The sequence below is a fragment of the Clostridium sp. CM039 genome (assembly GCF_055081075.1).
On the sequence record NZ_CM143649.1, the window covers coordinates 339953 to 355458 of the forward strand.

Annotated in this window: 22 protein-coding genes; 20 read left to right on the forward strand and 2 right to left on the reverse strand. The window is 28.9% G+C overall.

What is annotated here, in order from left to right; translation table 11 throughout:
• Positions 1–107 precede the first annotated feature (107 nt).
• From ACWJJ2_RS01505 to efp, 10 genes are all read left to right on the forward strand, one after another.
• Positions 108–1787 carry a GspE/PulE family protein gene (locus tag ACWJJ2_RS01505; RefSeq protein WP_462953746.1) on the forward strand — a complete coding sequence of 560 codons (1680 nt, stop codon included), beginning with the start codon at positions 108–110 and terminating at the stop codon, positions 1785–1787.
• A 54-nt stretch (positions 1788–1841) separates the two neighbouring features.
• Entirely contained in the window at positions 1842–3038 is a 1197-nt protein-coding gene (locus ACWJJ2_RS01510; protein WP_216302492.1) for a type II secretion system F family protein, read from the forward strand.
• Complete coding sequence (locus ACWJJ2_RS01515; RefSeq protein ID WP_216302493.1) at positions 3038–3481, forward strand: prepilin-type N-terminal cleavage/methylation domain-containing protein; 444 nt, start codon at positions 3038–3040, stop codon at positions 3479–3481. Before ACWJJ2_RS01510 ends, ACWJJ2_RS01515 begins: the two co-directional genes overlap by 1 nt.
• A 16-nt stretch (positions 3482–3497) precedes the next feature.
• Positions 3498–3908 (forward strand): hypothetical protein, encoded by a 411-nt coding sequence (locus tag ACWJJ2_RS01520; protein WP_216302494.1) that lies wholly within the window; start codon positions 3498–3500, stop codon positions 3906–3908.
• Positions 3905–4348, forward strand: coding sequence for a type II secretion system protein (locus tag ACWJJ2_RS01525; protein ID WP_216302495.1), 444 nt, complete (start codon positions 3905–3907; stop codon positions 4346–4348). The genes ACWJJ2_RS01520 and ACWJJ2_RS01525 overlap by 4 nt, the downstream gene beginning before the upstream one ends.
• Positions 4338–4784 (forward strand): hypothetical protein, encoded by a 447-nt coding sequence (locus ACWJJ2_RS01530; protein ID WP_216302496.1) that lies wholly within the window; start codon positions 4338–4340, stop codon positions 4782–4784. The genes ACWJJ2_RS01525 and ACWJJ2_RS01530 overlap by 11 nt, the downstream gene beginning before the upstream one ends.
• A gap of 27 nt (positions 4785–4811) precedes the next feature.
• Positions 4812–5588: a hypothetical protein gene (locus tag ACWJJ2_RS01535; RefSeq protein ID WP_462953747.1), complete on the forward strand. Its 777-nt coding sequence runs from the start codon at positions 4812–4814 to the stop codon at positions 5586–5588.
• A 6-nt stretch (positions 5589–5594) separates the two neighbouring features.
• Positions 5595–6050, forward strand: a complete 456-nt coding sequence (locus ACWJJ2_RS01540) for a hypothetical protein (RefSeq protein WP_462953748.1) — start codon at positions 5595–5597, stop codon at positions 6048–6050.
• Between the two features lie 2 nt (positions 6051–6052).
• Complete coding sequence (locus ACWJJ2_RS01545; protein WP_220319494.1) at positions 6053–6475, forward strand: hypothetical protein; 423 nt, start codon at positions 6053–6055, stop codon at positions 6473–6475.
• 275 nt (positions 6476–6750) lie between these two features.
• The gene (efp, locus tag ACWJJ2_RS01550; protein ID WP_165412085.1) at positions 6751–7308 is read left to right on the forward strand and encodes an elongation factor P; all 558 of its coding nucleotides are present in this window, start codon (positions 6751–6753) and stop codon (positions 7306–7308) included.
• Positions 7309–7413: 105 nt separating this feature from the next.
• Here efp and ACWJJ2_RS01555 read toward each other — a convergent pair whose 3' ends face one another.
• On the reverse strand, positions 7414–8232 hold the full coding sequence (locus ACWJJ2_RS01555) for an IS3 family transposase (protein WP_253198320.1): 819 nt from the start codon (positions 8230–8232) through the stop codon (positions 7414–7416).
• A 74-nt stretch (positions 8233–8306) separates the two neighbouring features.
• On the reverse strand, positions 8307–8990 hold the full coding sequence (locus tag ACWJJ2_RS01560; protein WP_258280590.1) for a helix-turn-helix domain-containing protein: 684 nt from the start codon (positions 8988–8990) through the stop codon (positions 8307–8309).
• 337 nt (positions 8991–9327) lie between these two features.
• Between ACWJJ2_RS01560 and spoIIIAA the strand changes: the two genes are divergently transcribed.
• From spoIIIAA to nusB, 10 genes are all read left to right on the forward strand, one after another.
• A complete protein-coding gene (gene spoIIIAA / locus ACWJJ2_RS01565) occupies positions 9328–10245 on the forward strand; it encodes a stage III sporulation protein AA (RefSeq protein WP_216302556.1) in 918 nt (305 codons plus the stop codon).
• Between the two features lies 1 nt (position 10246).
• Complete coding sequence (gene spoIIIAB / locus ACWJJ2_RS01570) at positions 10247–10765, forward strand: stage III sporulation protein SpoIIIAB (RefSeq protein WP_216302500.1); 519 nt, start codon at positions 10247–10249, stop codon at positions 10763–10765.
• Between the two features lie 15 nt (positions 10766–10780).
• A complete protein-coding gene (gene spoIIIAC / locus ACWJJ2_RS01575; RefSeq protein ID WP_216302501.1) occupies positions 10781–10978 on the forward strand; it encodes a stage III sporulation protein AC in 198 nt (65 codons plus the stop codon).
• A gap of 9 nt (positions 10979–10987) precedes the next feature.
• Positions 10988–11371, forward strand: coding sequence for a stage III sporulation protein AD (spoIIIAD, locus tag ACWJJ2_RS01580; RefSeq protein ID WP_165412082.1), 384 nt, complete (start codon positions 10988–10990; stop codon positions 11369–11371).
• Positions 11372–11419: 48 nt separating this feature from the next.
• Positions 11420–12565 (forward strand): stage III sporulation protein AE, encoded by a 1146-nt coding sequence (spoIIIAE, locus tag ACWJJ2_RS01585; RefSeq protein ID WP_216302503.1) that lies wholly within the window; start codon positions 11420–11422, stop codon positions 12563–12565.
• A gap of 59 nt (positions 12566–12624) precedes the next feature.
• Positions 12625–13218 carry a stage III sporulation protein AF gene (spoIIIAF, locus tag ACWJJ2_RS01590; protein WP_216302504.1) on the forward strand — a complete coding sequence of 198 codons (594 nt, stop codon included), beginning with the start codon at positions 12625–12627 and terminating at the stop codon, positions 13216–13218.
• A gap of 53 nt (positions 13219–13271) precedes the next feature.
• Complete coding sequence (gene spoIIIAG / locus ACWJJ2_RS01595) at positions 13272–13925, forward strand: stage III sporulation protein AG (protein WP_216302505.1); 654 nt, start codon at positions 13272–13274, stop codon at positions 13923–13925.
• Between the two features lie 38 nt (positions 13926–13963).
• Positions 13964–14467, forward strand: coding sequence for a SpoIIIAH-like family protein (locus tag ACWJJ2_RS01600; protein WP_216302506.1), 504 nt, complete (start codon positions 13964–13966; stop codon positions 14465–14467).
• Positions 14468–14548: 81 nt separating this feature from the next.
• A complete protein-coding gene (locus tag ACWJJ2_RS01605; protein ID WP_165412078.1) occupies positions 14549–14938 on the forward strand; it encodes an Asp23/Gls24 family envelope stress response protein in 390 nt (129 codons plus the stop codon).
• Between the two features lie 98 nt (positions 14939–15036).
• Entirely contained in the window at positions 15037–15432 is a 396-nt protein-coding gene (nusB, locus tag ACWJJ2_RS01610) for a transcription antitermination factor NusB (RefSeq protein WP_216302507.1), read from the forward strand.
• The last annotated feature ends 74 nt before the right edge of the window (positions 15433–15506 follow it).

Below are 15506 nucleotides of genomic sequence, written 5' to 3' on the forward strand. Positions count from 1 at the left end.
TTTATTGTATTTGTTTTTTAAAAAGTGAATATAATTTCCAAAAGTGACAATGATTACAAACATGATGCGCTTTATAAATTTTACACATTAAGGAAAGGTAAAATAACATGAAAAAAAATTTACTAAAGTTATTATTAGACAAAAACCTAATTACCACAGAGAGTTATAAAGAGGTAAAGGAGATTTCACTTAAGAAAAATTGTAGTGAAGAACAAATAATACTGTATGACATAAAGATAGATTTAAATGCTCTTATTTCAATAGTAGAGAATGATTTTAGCATACCATATGTTGATATAGAATCTATTTGTACAAGGAATAAAGCATTTAATCTAGTTTCAAAAGAAATAGCAAAAAGATATTGTTTAATACCTTTTTATGATAAGAACAATGAAGTATATGTGGCTTTTTCAAATCCCTTCGAAATAAAAGTTCTTGATGAACTAAAATTTATAACGAATAAAAAGATTAAAATATTCTTTGCCCGAGCTAGCCAAATCTCGGATGCTATCGAAAATTGTTATGGAAAACAAATTGTCGATGTTGCAGTTGAAGAAATGAAACAAGAATATATGCTAGAAGCCAAGCAAAAAAATGAAGATGGTAATTCAACATTTTCTATTGAAAACGCACCTGTTATAAGGATAACAAAATCCTTACTAAAACAGGCTGTAAATGAAGAAGCTAGTGATATTCATCTGGAGCCTTTTAAGAATTTCACTATAATTCGCATGAGAGTAGATGGCATACTAAATGAAATAAACCAAATTCCTAGTAATGTATATAAATCCTTATGCACAAGGGTAAAAATAATGGCAAATATGGATATAGCCACTAAGTTAATCCCGTTAGATGGCAAGATAACTGAAAATATAGATGGAGTAGACTACGATTTCAGAGTGTCCTCGTTGCCAACAATGTATGGAGAAAAACTAGTTATAAGGGTTTTATACAAAGTGGAAAGATTCATTGATTTGGACTCATTAGGATTTAGCCCCGATAAAGTTATGATCTTAAGGGATACATTAAAACTTTCTCATGGAATGATAGTGGTAGCGGGACCTACAGGAAGCGGGAAATCAACAACATTATATGCGCTACTAAATGAAATCAATAGTAAAAGCAAAAATATTATTACTATAGAGGATCCTATAGAATATAATATGCCTAGAATTAATCAAGTAAATGTAAATAATAAAGCGGGTCTTACTTTCTCAAATGGGCTCAGAAGTGTATTAAGGCAAGATCCAGATGTAATAATGATTGGAGAAATACGAGATGAAGAAACAGCACAAATAGCTGTGAGGGCATCAATAACGGGACATTTAGTTTTATCAACGCTACACACGAATAATGCAAATACTTCAATATCTAGGCTGATAGATATGGGTATTCCATCATATTTGGTTGCAGATTCATTAGTCGTGGTAGTAGCTCAGAGATTAGTAAGAAAATTATGCCCTTATTGTAAAATTGAATATGAGATTACTTATGAGCAATCTAAGCGTTTAGGATTTAAGGGCGGAGAAAAAACATATAGTGCTTTAGGATGTAATAAGTGCAATGAGACTGGATATAAAGGGAGAACTGTGATATATGAATTATTAAAATTAGATAGTAATCATAAATCTATTATAGCAAAAAGTGGAATAAGTGATGAGCTTTGGAAATATTGCAATGAAAAAAAGTCAAGTTCGTTTATGGAGAGTTGTAAAGAGCTAGTGATTAATGGTGTAACCTCAATAGAAGAATTTGTAAATGCTACTTATAGCTACAATTTAAAATAATGTAGCTGAAAATAATAACAAGTCAAGTATGACAAGTGATAGGTGAAATATAATATGAGATATAAATACACAGCTAAAACATCAAATGGAACTTTAATAAAGGGCAGTACAGAAAGCGACAGTACTTACGAACTAGCATTAAGCTTACGTGAAAAAGAAATATTTTTAATAAAAAGTAAGCGGATAAAAAAAATAACTAGTATTTCAAGTAAACCTAATTTAAAAATGATATCTATATTTTGCAAGCAATTCTCAATATGTATTAAATCGGGTATACCAATATGTGATATTCTTAATTTGCTTTACGAGCAAATGATTCATAAATCCATAAAAAAGAGTCTTATTAGCATTAGAGAAAATGTACAAAAAGGTAATTCACTATTTGTAAGTATGAAGAAGACTGTAAATGTATACCCTGAGTTTATGTTAAATATGATTTATTTGGGTGAAGAGAGTGGAAAACTGGATATAATTCTAGGGGAATTGTCTAAGTATTATGAAAAAGAGTATAAGCTCTTAAAAAAGTTTACTAATTCTATGATTTATCCCTGCACAGTATTTCTAACATTAATGGTTGTATCATTGTTTTTGATTATAAAGATAATCCCAGTATTTATATCAAACTTAAATTCTCTTGATGCAGATATTCCACTAATAACTAGGCTTGTTTTAGAATTCAGTAATTTTGTGCGTAGCAATTCATTATGGATTTTAATAACTTTTTTAATTCTTATTTTTGTTTTTATCGAATGTCTTAAAACTGAAAGTGGAAAGGTTATTTTTGACAAATTTAAATTTATGTGTCCTATAGTAGGTCCGGTGCATAAAAGGATTATTTATACAAGGTTTTCTAGAGGGCTTAATATTTTATTAAGCAGTGGAGTGGGGCTACTTAAAGCGTTTGAAATAATTGATGATGTTATTGGTGATAGATATTTTAAGTTAAAGCTTAAAACAGTTTTTAATGATATAAAAAAAGGAGAAAGTTTATCGAATTCATTAGATGCAATGAACCTATTCCCACAATTTTTTGTGGCTATGATAAAAATAGGCGAAGAAACGGGGAATTTAGATGAAATGTTTTTAACAGCTGCAGATATATTCTATGAAGATGCTCAGGAAAATGTAGAGAAAGCCACAGTACTATTAGAGCCAATTCTAATAATATTTTTAGGAATTATGATTGGCACAATTATATTAGCGGTTATGCTACCTATGCTTAATGCTATGGACTCTGCGGGTAAATTTTAATGATGAAAAAGAGTGGATTTACATTAATTGAGACGATAATAGTTATATCGATTATGAGTATAATCGGTGGATGTAGCGCTATTTCTGTTAGGTATTATAAAACAATAAGAAACAAAATAGATGCGGATTATTATTGTAATGCTGTAGTAGGTTTTATTAATAATTCAAAAATGTATTGCAAAGAAAATTCTTGTAGTGCCGTTATAACTTTTGATATACCAGGAAATCAAATGATGTTACATGCTGATGGTGTGCCGATAAACAATCTAGCATTATCAAATAAGATAGTATTAGATAATGTAAATGTGGACCAAAGTAAAATGGGTATAGATAATGAGGGCTATATTAAGGAGGCGTACACAATAACCTTAAAGGAAAATAATTTAGTGAAACATAAAATTACAGTGAGAGTAGGTACGGAATATATTAAAATTATTGAGTAAAAGGGGATTTACATTAGTGGAGGTATTGTGTAGCCTCGCAGTATTCTCCATCATTTTCATTTGCATGATGTCCTATGAAATAGCTTCTTTAAATATAAAAAAGGATATTAAAACTATGAATAATAATGTGCTTCTAATGGAAAGTTTAAAAAACAATATTATATACTCTATGACATATGAAGAATTAGAACAGTTAAAAACAGATAAAAAATTTTTTGTAAACAAAGAAAATCTAAGTTTTGATAAGAGTGAAACTGATGTGAGGAATGTGTTTTCAAATCAGCGGCCTGTTTCGAGTCCGTATATGGAATTAACATTTTCAGGTCCAGATAAGAAGGTTTATAAGCTAAATCTTTCATTATACTCTGGAAAGCTAAACAATGTTTCAGAATTACAGTGCAGTTTCTATAAAGGTGACCATAAATGAAGAAAAAGGGATTTACACTTATAGAAATAGTAGTTGTTATGGCATTGGCATTTCTAATGATAGGGGTGGTAGGTAGTTTGCTTATATCTTATGTGAAAAGCTATAAAAGCAGTATATTACAAAACAGGGGGTTTAATTACTTGAATGATGCCATATGTATAATAGAAAAAGGAGTGAATCAGAATGCCAGAGAAGTAGAAACATCTGGAAATATTATTACGATAAATTATTACAAAGGAAGTAGTCCCAAATATATAAAACTGCTTAATGAGAAACTTGTTGTTTCTTCTAACAAAACGAGTAATTTGGGCAATAATACAATTATTGATGATGTGAAAGAATTTGTGGCTATAAAATCCGGGGAAATTCTTTATATTAAAGTGGTTTGGTACAACGGGCAAAGTATTGAGAGGTGTTTAGCGATAGAAAATGCAAACTAAAAAGGGGTTTATATTGATTTATACGATTTTGTTAGGGATTATCTGCTTAACTATCATGATGTATATATTTGATATTCAAATGTCAGAAGTGGAGTATTCTGCAAGTAATAAAAAACATATATTAAAAGAGGATAATTATCAAAGAGACAAAGAATATTTAATGACTTTATTTTTTACTTATATTAATGAAAATAAGGAGAAAATGAAAACAGATGGAACAACTAAGGTTTTTAATGATTCTACAGGCGACATACCAGAGTATAAAATAATAGAGTATGATACAGCTAAGGCGATTTACTCTAAAAAAACAAATGAATTAATTATTAAAACAGTTGACCAATATAGAACAACTAGAAATGATTATTTTAAATTAGAAATTATTGATGAAAAATTTCAGATTATATTTATAGAAACTGAATATATTTATAAAATCTGATTATTTTGTAAATAAAGGAGGTAAAAAATGAAATTTAGAAAAAATATGATTTTAGAAGTTTCAAAGCAAAGAGTATCAGGCATAGAATTTTCTAAAAGATCTATATTAAATAAAGCTGTAAAGATTGCTTGTGAAAATACATATTATAAGGATACGCTAAATATAAAAGATTTCAAAATTGATATAAAAGATAAAAATTTATATGTTCTTGTTGAAGGAGAGACAGTATATATTAAGCTGGTAAAATTGCCTTTAGTTAAAAAATATCTAATTAATGATATGATTAAAAATGAATTAAGATATTATTATAAGGACATAGATCATATTGCATATACCTATAAGTTGATTAAACAAGACAAATTCAATATGGAAATATTAGTTTTTTGCCTAAATGGAAATAGACTAGATATTTTAGAAGACAGCATTAATAATAATATTAATCTGAAAAAAGTAAACTTAATTCAGTTTTGCTTTAAAAACTATTATTCTAACCAAATGAATATGGAAAACTATGTTCTAGTTTTCTATTATAATTCCAATTTGTATTTTTTAATATGTCATAATGATGAAATGGTGGTTAATAATATTATAGGGGTTAAGGACTTACTATTATTTAAATTTTCAAATATAATGAACAAATTTTTAGAAAAGTACAATGACTATGCAAAACTATGTGAGAAGATATATTATGCAAATATTGAGGAATTGAATATTGATGAATTTAAATATTTAGGATTAAATCATCAAATATTAGGTGAGTTAAATCGAGAAGAATTGCTGAAATATATAGTAATAAGAGGGTAGAAATGTATGGTAAAAAGAACATTCATTCCAAATTGGTACATAGATAAAAAAGATAAAATAAGGAATAAAAAAATAAAAGTATGTATTATAGTAACTTTAATAGCAAACATTTTTTTATTATTTCTTATACTAAATATTTCCAATAAAATAAAAATTATAGAGCAAGAGCAAGAGCAAGTTAAAGAAAATAAAAATAATATTAGTGTGGTAGAAGCTGCTGAGACTGATATAATTACTAGAGAAAAATATAAAGAGCTCAGTGATTTTTTTGGGGAAAACAAGTTTAGTTACAAAAATATTATTATAACTAAAGCTGGTTTGGAAATAGACATTGAAGTTAAGAGTTATGAGGAATATGTTAATGTGATAAGATATATAGAAAATAAGTATTCAATAAAAAATTTAACTCCAAATAATAAAGAGGAAGGGACTTTTAACTTCAAAGTTATATTAGAGGTATAAAAATGTGTAAAACTAGAAAATTCAAGGGAACATTAGCTATATTATTAATGTTAATGGCAATGTTATCTTTTAAACTTATGTTTGTGAAGGATAAATTTATTGCATATAAAAAACAGGTCGTATTTAATGTTACAAAAAACGCAAATGTTACAAAGGACGAAAATGATAATAATGAAGAGAAATATGGATACAGTGATATTTTGGAATGTCTAATAGAAAACAAAGATTTTGAAATGAAATCTATTAATATGATGGAAAATGAGAAATGTAATGTTGAAGTGAATTACAACGGAGATATAAAATTATTGAGAAGTTCTTTATCTGCTTTAAATGAAAGTGAAAATTTTTTAGGGGTTAAGAGTATTAGTATTAATAAAGATACTAATACTACAAATATAAGTATCGACTTTAAAAAGAATAAGTAAGTTATAAACATATCTAATTTTTTTATAAAAAGAATTGGATATGTTTGTTTTTATGAAGCTATATGGACTTAAAATGGTGTTTTTATAAAAAAGATGCAACATTTTCAAATAATATATAATTATATTTGCAAATGTCATTAAGTTTTGATAAAATAACATTGTTCCACTGTAATGTTTTTATCTAGAGTGGTTATAGAAATTGGTATTAATTTATCGAGTAAGGTTATAATATAAATGGTTAATTGAATTACTAATGAATTTTGGAGGGATACACAATGATATCAGCGGGAGACATAAGAAAAGGAACTACATTTGATGAAGGTGGACAAGTTTACACCGTAATAGATTTTTTACATGTAAAACCAGGTAAGGGAGCTGCATTTGTTAGAACTAAATTAAGAAACGTTATTAATCAAGGGGTTACAGAAAAAACATTTAACCCAACTACAAAATTACAAGAAGCAGTTATAGAAAGAAAAGAAATGCAATATTTATATGCATCAGAAGGATTATACTACTTTATGGATCAAGAAACATTTGAACAAATACCACTTAATTATGAAAAAGTAGAAGATGCCATAAAATACTTAAAAGAAAATATGTTTGCTATAATAAAATTTTATAAAGATGATGCTTTTTCAGTAGAAGCTCCAAACTTTGTAGAACTAGTTATAACTAGTACTGAACCTGGGGTTAGAGGTAACACATCTTCAAGTGTAACAAAACCCGCTACTGTGGAAACAGGAGCAATAATTCAAGTTCCAATGTTCGTTAATGAAGGTGAAACTATTAGAATAGACACTAGAAATGGCGACTACATGCTAAGAGTTTAAATTATATATTTAAAAAGAACCAATTTGAACTGCCCCCTGTCAAGTAGACAGTGGAAATAATTAAAGATTTTATGTAAGGCGTCTATCATTTGGTAGGCGCTTTATTTATGCTGCATTACCTAATAGATATCGCTGATATTCCATTGGTGTCATGCACTTTAAACGTTTTTGATAACGTCTATTATTATAATATTCTATATAGTCTTCAATCGATTTCTTTAAGCTTTCATAGTCTTCAAATTTATGAAGATAATACATTTCTGTTTTTAAGATTCCCCAAAATCCTTCCATTGGACCATTATCAATACAATGCCCAACCCTCGACATGCTCTGTATCATTCCAGCTTTTTTTAGTTTTTCTTTAAATATTTTTGAAGTATACTGGAAACCTCGGTCACTATGAAATATTGGTTTAGCATCAGGGTATACTTTAACAGCAAGATTAAAGGTTTGATAAACCAATTGGTTATTATTAGAATGACCAATGACATATGAAACAATACTTCTATCACCTAAATCAAATATTGCACTTAGATAAGCCTTTTGTCCACTTCTCCCATATTTAAACTCGGTTACATCTGTAAGCCATTTTTTATTGACTTGTTCTGCTTTAAAATTTCTATCCAAAATATTTTCTGCAGTAACTTCAGGAGTTGACTTAATATAATTATATCTTTTTTTTCTGCATACGGATTTTAATCCTAATATCTGCATCAGACGATAAATTCGTTTATAATTAACTTTTTTATTATATTCTCTACGGATTTTAATCGTCATCTGGCGATAGCCTAAGATACCGTCTTTTTCCTCATATAACTCACAAATAAGCTTTAATAATTCTTCGTTTTTCAATACTCGGTTACTTTTTTCTCTGTGTAGCCATTTATAATATGCAGAATGGCTAACGCCGCCTATAATGCACAACTCAGTTATAGGAAATTTATCTTTGTTAGATAATTCTTGGATTGCAAGATAAGTATCTTCGTATCTAGCTTCGCTTAATATCGCCTTCTTTCTATCTCTTGGATTTTTTTTAGAAGAGCATTCTCCATCCGTAATCTTCTATTTTGTGCTTCTAAAAGCTTGTATTGAGCTTTTAGCTTTTCATCTTCTGTCATTAACTCTTCAGCCTTTGGCTTTCCACGTCGGTCCAAAAGCCCTTCAATACCAAACTGATTATACTTCTTCATCCAGGTATAAATCTGAGGATAAGATACCTTATATTTTTCAACAGTTTTATTATAACTGTTATTGTTTTCAATACAGTACTTTATGATTTCAATGCGTTCAATATAAGAAGTTTTGCGTCCTTTGGTCATGATTATTTTTCCTCCTGTTCCAGAAGATTTTATGTTTTCATGACCATTATACTTCTTTATCCAATTGCATAAAACTGTATTTGACGAAATATGATACTTAATGCATAAATCATTCAGTGAGCCATGCCCATCAAGATATTCTTTTACAATGTTAATCTTGATTTTGGCAGTATAAGAAGTATTTTTGCTAGAATGTTTTAACCCAGCTTCACCTTCTGATTTATATCGTATTACCCATTTTTGAAAAGAACTCTTATGTACTTGAAGTTTGTTGCATAAACTTAACATACTAGCTTTTCCATTTAAATATGATGTTACAGCCTTAATTTTTTGTTGGTCTGATATAGTTGATTTTCTTCCCATAAAAAAATAGCCCTCCTTATAGTAAACAGTTTTATTATTTTAACTGTCTACCATAAGGGGAGCATATCAATTTGGTTCTTTTTTTTTGTTCTTTTTTTGAGAGGGAAGACATATATTTTTTTCAGATGATTAAATTAATTTAAATCACATTAAATCATCTCCTGGGTGATGCACAGCTTTGCAAAAGATGAATTGATGAACCTCAGAAGGTGATTTATACTCAAACTTATAGAAGTGGGAGACTTTCCTTCTGGAATGTCATTAAAAAAATTCGATTATATGGAATATTTTACGAGGTGGTAAAATACAAATTATATATGAGAGGGTGAGAAAAATGTTGGCTACAAAAGATTTATTTGAAATATTACCTAAGACTATTAGAAGTAAATTGGAACAGATTGATAATTTGCAGCAACTTGAAGAAATTAGAATAAAAGTAAACAAGCCTCTGTTTATTCACATTGGCAGTAAAGAAGAAATCTGGAATTATATCGCAACTCCAGAAGATATAAAATACATAATGCAGAGGATAAGCAATTACTCAATATATGCTTTTGAAGATGAGATTAGACAAGGATATATAACTATAAAAGGTGGACATAGAGTTGGACTATGTGGGATTTGTGTTATTGAAAACAATAGCATTAAAACTATTAAAGACATTTCATCTATAAACATAAGAGCATGTAAAGAAATTATCGGTTGTGCTGATAAAGTGATGCCTTATATTACTTATAATAATTCAGTGCACAATACAATTATTATATCTCCTCCTAAATGTGGTAAAACAACCCTACTTAGAGATATTTCGAGGCAAATATCAAAGGGGGATAAAAACAAAAACTTTAACGGTAAAAATGTTTCTATAATTGATGAACGATCAGAAATAGCTGGTTCGTTTAAAGGAATACCGCAAATGGACGTGGGAGTGCGTTCGGATGTGTTAGATAATTGTCCAAAGAGCCAAGGAATTATGATGGCAATTAGAAGCATGTCACCTGATGTTATAGTTTGTGATGAAATTGGCACCCAAAATGATATGGAGAGCATTTTAATGGCATTAAATTCTGGAATTAGTTTAATTACAACTATTCATGGTTTTGGAATTGAGGATTTGTATAAAAGATTAGTGTTTAAAGAGATTGTGGAAAATTACGTATTTTCAAGAGCTATAGTTCTTAGTAATAAAAAAGGAATTGGAACAATAGAGTGTATTTATGATTTTACTAAAGGTAAAGATATATGGAGGTCATAATATGATTAAAATAATTGGATGTGCTGTAATATTATGTGCTTCAACTATGGCAGGATTTATATACAGTGAAAGATTAAAGTATAGAGTTTTTCAGTTAAATGAAGTTCAAAGGGCAGTTTATCAACTTCAAAATGAAATAACTTATGTACATGCTCTTTTGCCGGATGCTTTTAAAAATATAGCACATAAAAGTAAAGAGCCTATAAGGGAACTTTTTAATAAAACCAGTGAATTACTATCTGACAATGAATATGAGAATGTATATGAGGCCACGAATAGTGCAGTAAACTTAATGAAAAACAGATTATATTTAAACTCTGATGACATAAATGTTATTTTAGATTTAACAAAAACCTTAGGGGAATCTGATATTGAAGGGCAAAATAATATTTTTTCTTTGACTATAGCAAATTTAAAAAAACAAATTAAAATATCAGAAGAGTTTATGAACAAAAATATAAAAATGTACAGATATTTAGGATTTTCTTTTGGAGCGATGCTGGTAATAGTACTAATATAGGGAGGAGGTTTTTAAGTGTTAGATGTTAGTTTGCTGTTCAAAATAGGGGCAACAGGTATTCTGATCATTATTATTGATAAGGTTTTAAAAAGTGGCGGCAAGGAGGACATTGCTGTAGTTGCAAATTTAGCAGGAGTAATACTACTTCTTATAATGGTGATAAATTTAGTAAACAAGCTATTTGATTCTGTAAAAACTTTGTTTCAGTTTTAGGAGGATATAATGGAAATAATTAAAATTGTTGCATTTGCTTTCACAGCATTATTTATCGTACTTATATTTAAAGGTAGAAGGGATGATTTAGCTATTCAAGTTAGCATTGCAGCCGGAATATTAATTTTTTTATTTATGATAAACAAACTTACAATAATAATGGGTTTTTTGCAAACATTAGCAAATAAGGCCAATATTGATGTTGTGTATTTAAACACAGTTTTTAAAATACTTGGCATTGCCTATTTAGCTTCCTTTTGTAGTGAAATTTGCAGGGATGCTGGTGAGAATAGCATTGCAACTAAAGTGGAATTTTCTGGAAAAATACTAATTTTAGTTTTGGCAATTCCTATTTTGATGGCAGTAATGCAATCTATTTTGAAAATAATGTAGAGGTATAGTATGAAAAAAATATTACTAATTTTAATACAGAGGTATAATATGAAAAAAATAATAATAATTTTACTATTTTTAATATGTTTGCCTATTAGTGTACAAGCCACACAACCAGGTAAACTAGGAGAAAAAGAAGAAAAAGAAATAAGCAATTTATATGATTATATTACTAACATAAAAACAAAATATGAAATATTTAATGATATGGACCCACGAACTTTTGTAGAACAATTTATAAAAACTGGTGAAAATGGTTTTAGTTTTAAAGAAACCTCTAATTACGTTATTAGATTCACATTTAAAGAAGTAGTTGCATCAATGGAGTTAATAGGTAGTCTTATGATTATTGCGGTTATTTGCGCGTTACTTAATAATCTTCAAAGTGCCTTTAATAAAGAGGGTTTATCTAACATCGCTTATTTTGCGTGTTACGGTGTAATGATCGTGATGATAACTAAAAGCTTTTATATAGTAGCAGAACTTGCTAAAAGTACTATTCTTAATATGACAGATTTTATGGCGGCACTTATGCCAGTACTAATGATGCTCCTAGCTAGTGTGGGAGGATTTGCAGAAGCGACCTTACTAGACCCTATAATAATGGGTTTTGCTACTCTAAGTTCTAGAATTTATGTAGATATGATCATTCCTATAATATTTATGAGCTTCGTACTTCAATTTGTTAAGAATATATCCAGTGATTATAAGATAAATAATTTAACAAAGCTTTTTAAGCAAATTGCTATTTGGTCACAAGGAATAGTGATGACAGTATTTATTGCGGTAATTACTTTAAGAAGCATAGCAGCAAAAACAATAGATCAAGTTACTATAAAAACAGCAAAGTTTGCAGTAGATAATTTTATACCTGTAGTTGGAAAATGTTTATCTGATGCGATTTCAACAGTAGCCGGATACTCACTTCTTTTAAAAAATGCTATAAGTGGGTTAGGATTAGTTATTATTATAGTAATTGTTTTATTCCCTATTATAAAACTGTTAATTATGGCTTTTTTATATAAAGTAGCAGCTGCATTAATTGAACCAATAAGTGACAGCCGTACAGTAGATTGTATGAATTCAGTAGGTGATTCTATTCTTCTTTTAATGTCCTGTGTAATATCAGTAAGTGTAATGTTTTTCATAATGGTTGCAATAGTAGCTTCAACTGGCAAAGGCATAATAAGCTAATAATCTAGAAAGTGGTTACTATCCTATATAAATTTATTCATAAAGGAGGTGGTGATAATTTGATAGAAGGATTAAAAGTCTGGGTAACAAACATTACCATTGCTATATTTTTTATTACTGCAGTGGAGATGATTTTGCCAGACAATAGCATGAGAAAATATGCTAAATTTGTATTAGGACTGATGTTAATTGTGGTAATTATAAATCCCATAATGAAGATTTTTGATAAGGACTTTGATTTTAATTCTTATTCAAATAAAGCAACAACTTACATGGAGGGTAGTAATACCGAAAAAGATATTAAAAAGTATAAAGATATTAACATACTTAATACAACGGAAAATTTTAAAAAGAATTTAGAGAATGAATGCATTATAAACTTAGAAGAGGAATATCCAGAGAATAAGTATAATGCTGATATAGAGATTGTTTACGATAGTAAAAATCTAATATTTAAGATTAATACGGTTGAAATTGGAATTGTGGAAAAAGGGGTTAAAAAGATAGAAAACATAGAAATTAATACAAAAAGTGTAAATGCATCTAAAAAAAATATTATGCAAGGCGAACAAGGAAACAAAATAAAGAGGCTCCTAAGTAGTAAATTCAAGATATCTGGTGATGCTATTACTGTTTATAAATTAAATTCATAAAACCTATAATTGTTAATCAGTATATAAAAACAAGAAAGGAGGGGGGGGATTCTATGAACAATGATAATTTGCTTAGTAAATTTACTGAGTATATTAAAACAGAATTATTAAATAGTGGTCAAGGCAACAATAAAAACAATAAAATCAAAAAATCTGACAAGTTATTGGGAAACTTGGTATTAGTGATTTTAGTGGCAGTTGTAATAATTTTAGCAAGTAGTTTTTTTAAATCTCCAAAGCAAACTTCAGCTGTCGCAGGCGATGCACAAAATGATAAAATTGTTAAGGAAAATAAAGCACTACAATTAAATGATTATGAAGCACAATTAGAAAGCAAACTTAAATCAACACTTGAAGGGATTCAAGGAGTTGGAAAGGTGCAGCTTATGATCTATTTTGAGAGTGGAGAGGAGAGTGTTCCAGCGGTAAATGTTAATGATTCTAAAAGTCTTACACAAGAAAATGATACAACAGGCGGAAAAAGAAACATCACTCAAGAAAATAACGGAAGTGCTGTTGTTATGTCCAATAATGGAAATGAAAATGCACCATTAATTGTGAAAAAAATTAAGCCTATTATTACTGGTGTATGCGTAGTGGCAGAAGGATCTAATGAAAAAGTCACTGAACTTAGAATTAGGCAGGCGGTAATTGATTTATTTAATTTACCTAAAAACAAAGTTAATGTATATCCTATGAATAAGTAGCATATAATTTCAAAGAAAGGTAGATGGGGGGGAATATTATGAATAAAAAACAGTCTGGTATAATTGTTGCGTTGGTAGTACTTATTGTGTTTGCAGGGTATCTTGCGGCAAAGGTGAATGGACCATTATATGTAAATGATGGTGATTTTAGCAGTGAGAAGAGCGCAATATCTCTAAAGGAAAGTAAAAGTAATTCATCCTATTTTGAAGAAGCAAAATTATCAAGAGATCAAGAAAGTGTAAGCACTCTTCAATCGATTAAAGCTTTAATTGATGATACTAATACTCCAAAAGCACAAAAGGCAACTGCGTCTGAGCAATATCTAAACATATCAATGGCTTCACAGAATGAATCAGACATAGAACTTGCACTAAAAGCTCTAGGGTTTGAAGAAGCAATGTGCAGTATAGTAGATGATAAGGTACAAATATTAGTTAAAAGTGATAAAAAACAACTTTCAGAGGAAGAACTTCGTAGCATTAATGATGTTGTAATGAACAAAACAAAATTAGAAAAAATTGAAGTTAAAATCAAGCAATAGTAATTGTAAATGCTATATTTATCTGATATAATAAATATAGCATTGTCATGTTTTACCTAAGCTAAATAAGGGGGTACTAATATGGAAGATAAAATTTTAAATGAAACAGAAATGGGCACTGTTAAGATATCCGAGGATGTGGTTAGTGTAATAGCAGGACTCGCTGTTGCTGAAATACAGGGAATCGTTGGTATGAGTGCTAGTCTCGTTGGTGGAATAACTCAAATATTAAGCGGAAAGAAGAATTTATCTAAGGGCGTTAAAGTCAATGTAGGAGAAAGTAGTGCAGTAATTGATTTACACGTTGTAGTTGAATATGGTATTAAAATTCCGGAAGTAACTGAAAAAGCACAAATAAATGTGAAAAAATCTGTAGAGCTTATGACAGGCCTTACAGTAACAGCCGTAAATGTGTATGTACAAAATGTTGTATTATCTAAAACAGAAAAGCTAGAGGAAATAGAAGCATAGTAATAAACACCCTCTGTAATCAGAGGGTGTTTATTACTATGCTTGTTATTTTTATATTAAAAGTATAATTTAGGATGAGAAAATTAGGAGGATTACTAATGAATAGAAGAAAGTCAAGAGAAATAGCAATGAAATTACTTTTTGAAATGTCAATAAATAAAGAAAACTATGAGGATATAATTGAAAATTTTAAAGAGAACACAGATGTTGATTTAAATGAAATTGATATGTCGTATATTACCAAGATGCTAGCCGGGATTCATGAAAATAGCAAGGAGATTGATGAAAATATTGAAAAGCACTTAATTAAGTGGAAGTTGGCTAGATTATCAAAAATGAATCTAGCTATCTTAAGAGTAGGTGCATATGAAATATTATTCGAGGAAGAAATACCAGGTAAGGTTTCTGTAAATGAGGCAATAGAACTTGCTAAGAAATATGGGGAAGATAGTTCCCCAGCTTTTATAAATGGTATCTTAGCGAAGATGATTTAAAAAAGGCAAGATAATTAAATAACAATAAAATAACTAGGGCATCTTTGACTAGTTATTTTTTTTAATAAAAGAGG

Coding starts and splice junctions, on each gene's coding strand:
- ACWJJ2_RS01530 (WP_216302496.1), top strand. CDS start 4,338: ATGCAAACTAAAAAGGGGTTTATATTGATTTATACGATTTTGTTAGGG.
- spoIIIAE (WP_216302503.1), top strand. CDS start 11,420: ATGAAAAAAATAATAATAATTTTACTATTTTTAATATGTTTGCCTATT.
- ACWJJ2_RS01545 (WP_220319494.1), top strand. CDS start 6,053: ATGTGTAAAACTAGAAAATTCAAGGGAACATTAGCTATATTATTAATG.
- ACWJJ2_RS01540 (WP_462953748.1), top strand. CDS start 5,595: ATGGTAAAAAGAACATTCATTCCAAATTGGTACATAGATAAAAAAGAT.
- spoIIIAB (WP_216302500.1), top strand. CDS start 10,247: ATGATTAAAATAATTGGATGTGCTGTAATATTATGTGCTTCAACTATG.
- ACWJJ2_RS01510 (WP_216302492.1), top strand. CDS start 1,842: ATGAGATATAAATACACAGCTAAAACATCAAATGGAACTTTAATAAAG.
- ACWJJ2_RS01505 (WP_462953746.1), top strand. CDS start 108: ATGAAAAAAAATTTACTAAAGTTATTATTAGACAAAAACCTAATTACC.
- spoIIIAD (WP_165412082.1), top strand. CDS start 10,988: ATGGAAATAATTAAAATTGTTGCATTTGCTTTCACAGCATTATTTATC.
- nusB (WP_216302507.1), top strand. CDS start 15,037: ATGAATAGAAGAAAGTCAAGAGAAATAGCAATGAAATTACTTTTTGAA.
- ACWJJ2_RS01560 (WP_258280590.1), bottom strand. CDS start 8,990: ATGGGAAGAAAATCAACTATATCAGACCAACAAAAAATTAAGGCTGTA.
- ACWJJ2_RS01535 (WP_462953747.1), top strand. CDS start 4,812: ATGAAATTTAGAAAAAATATGATTTTAGAAGTTTCAAAGCAAAGAGTA.
- ACWJJ2_RS01515 (WP_216302493.1), top strand. CDS start 3,038: ATGATGAAAAAGAGTGGATTTACATTAATTGAGACGATAATAGTTATA.
- efp (WP_165412085.1), top strand. CDS start 6,751: ATGATATCAGCGGGAGACATAAGAAAAGGAACTACATTTGATGAAGGT.
- ACWJJ2_RS01525 (WP_216302495.1), top strand. CDS start 3,905: ATGAAGAAAAAGGGATTTACACTTATAGAAATAGTAGTTGTTATGGCA.
- spoIIIAG (WP_216302505.1), top strand. CDS start 13,272: ATGAACAATGATAATTTGCTTAGTAAATTTACTGAGTATATTAAAACA.
- ACWJJ2_RS01600 (WP_216302506.1), top strand. CDS start 13,964: ATGAATAAAAAACAGTCTGGTATAATTGTTGCGTTGGTAGTACTTATT.
- ACWJJ2_RS01605 (WP_165412078.1), top strand. CDS start 14,549: ATGGAAGATAAAATTTTAAATGAAACAGAAATGGGCACTGTTAAGATA.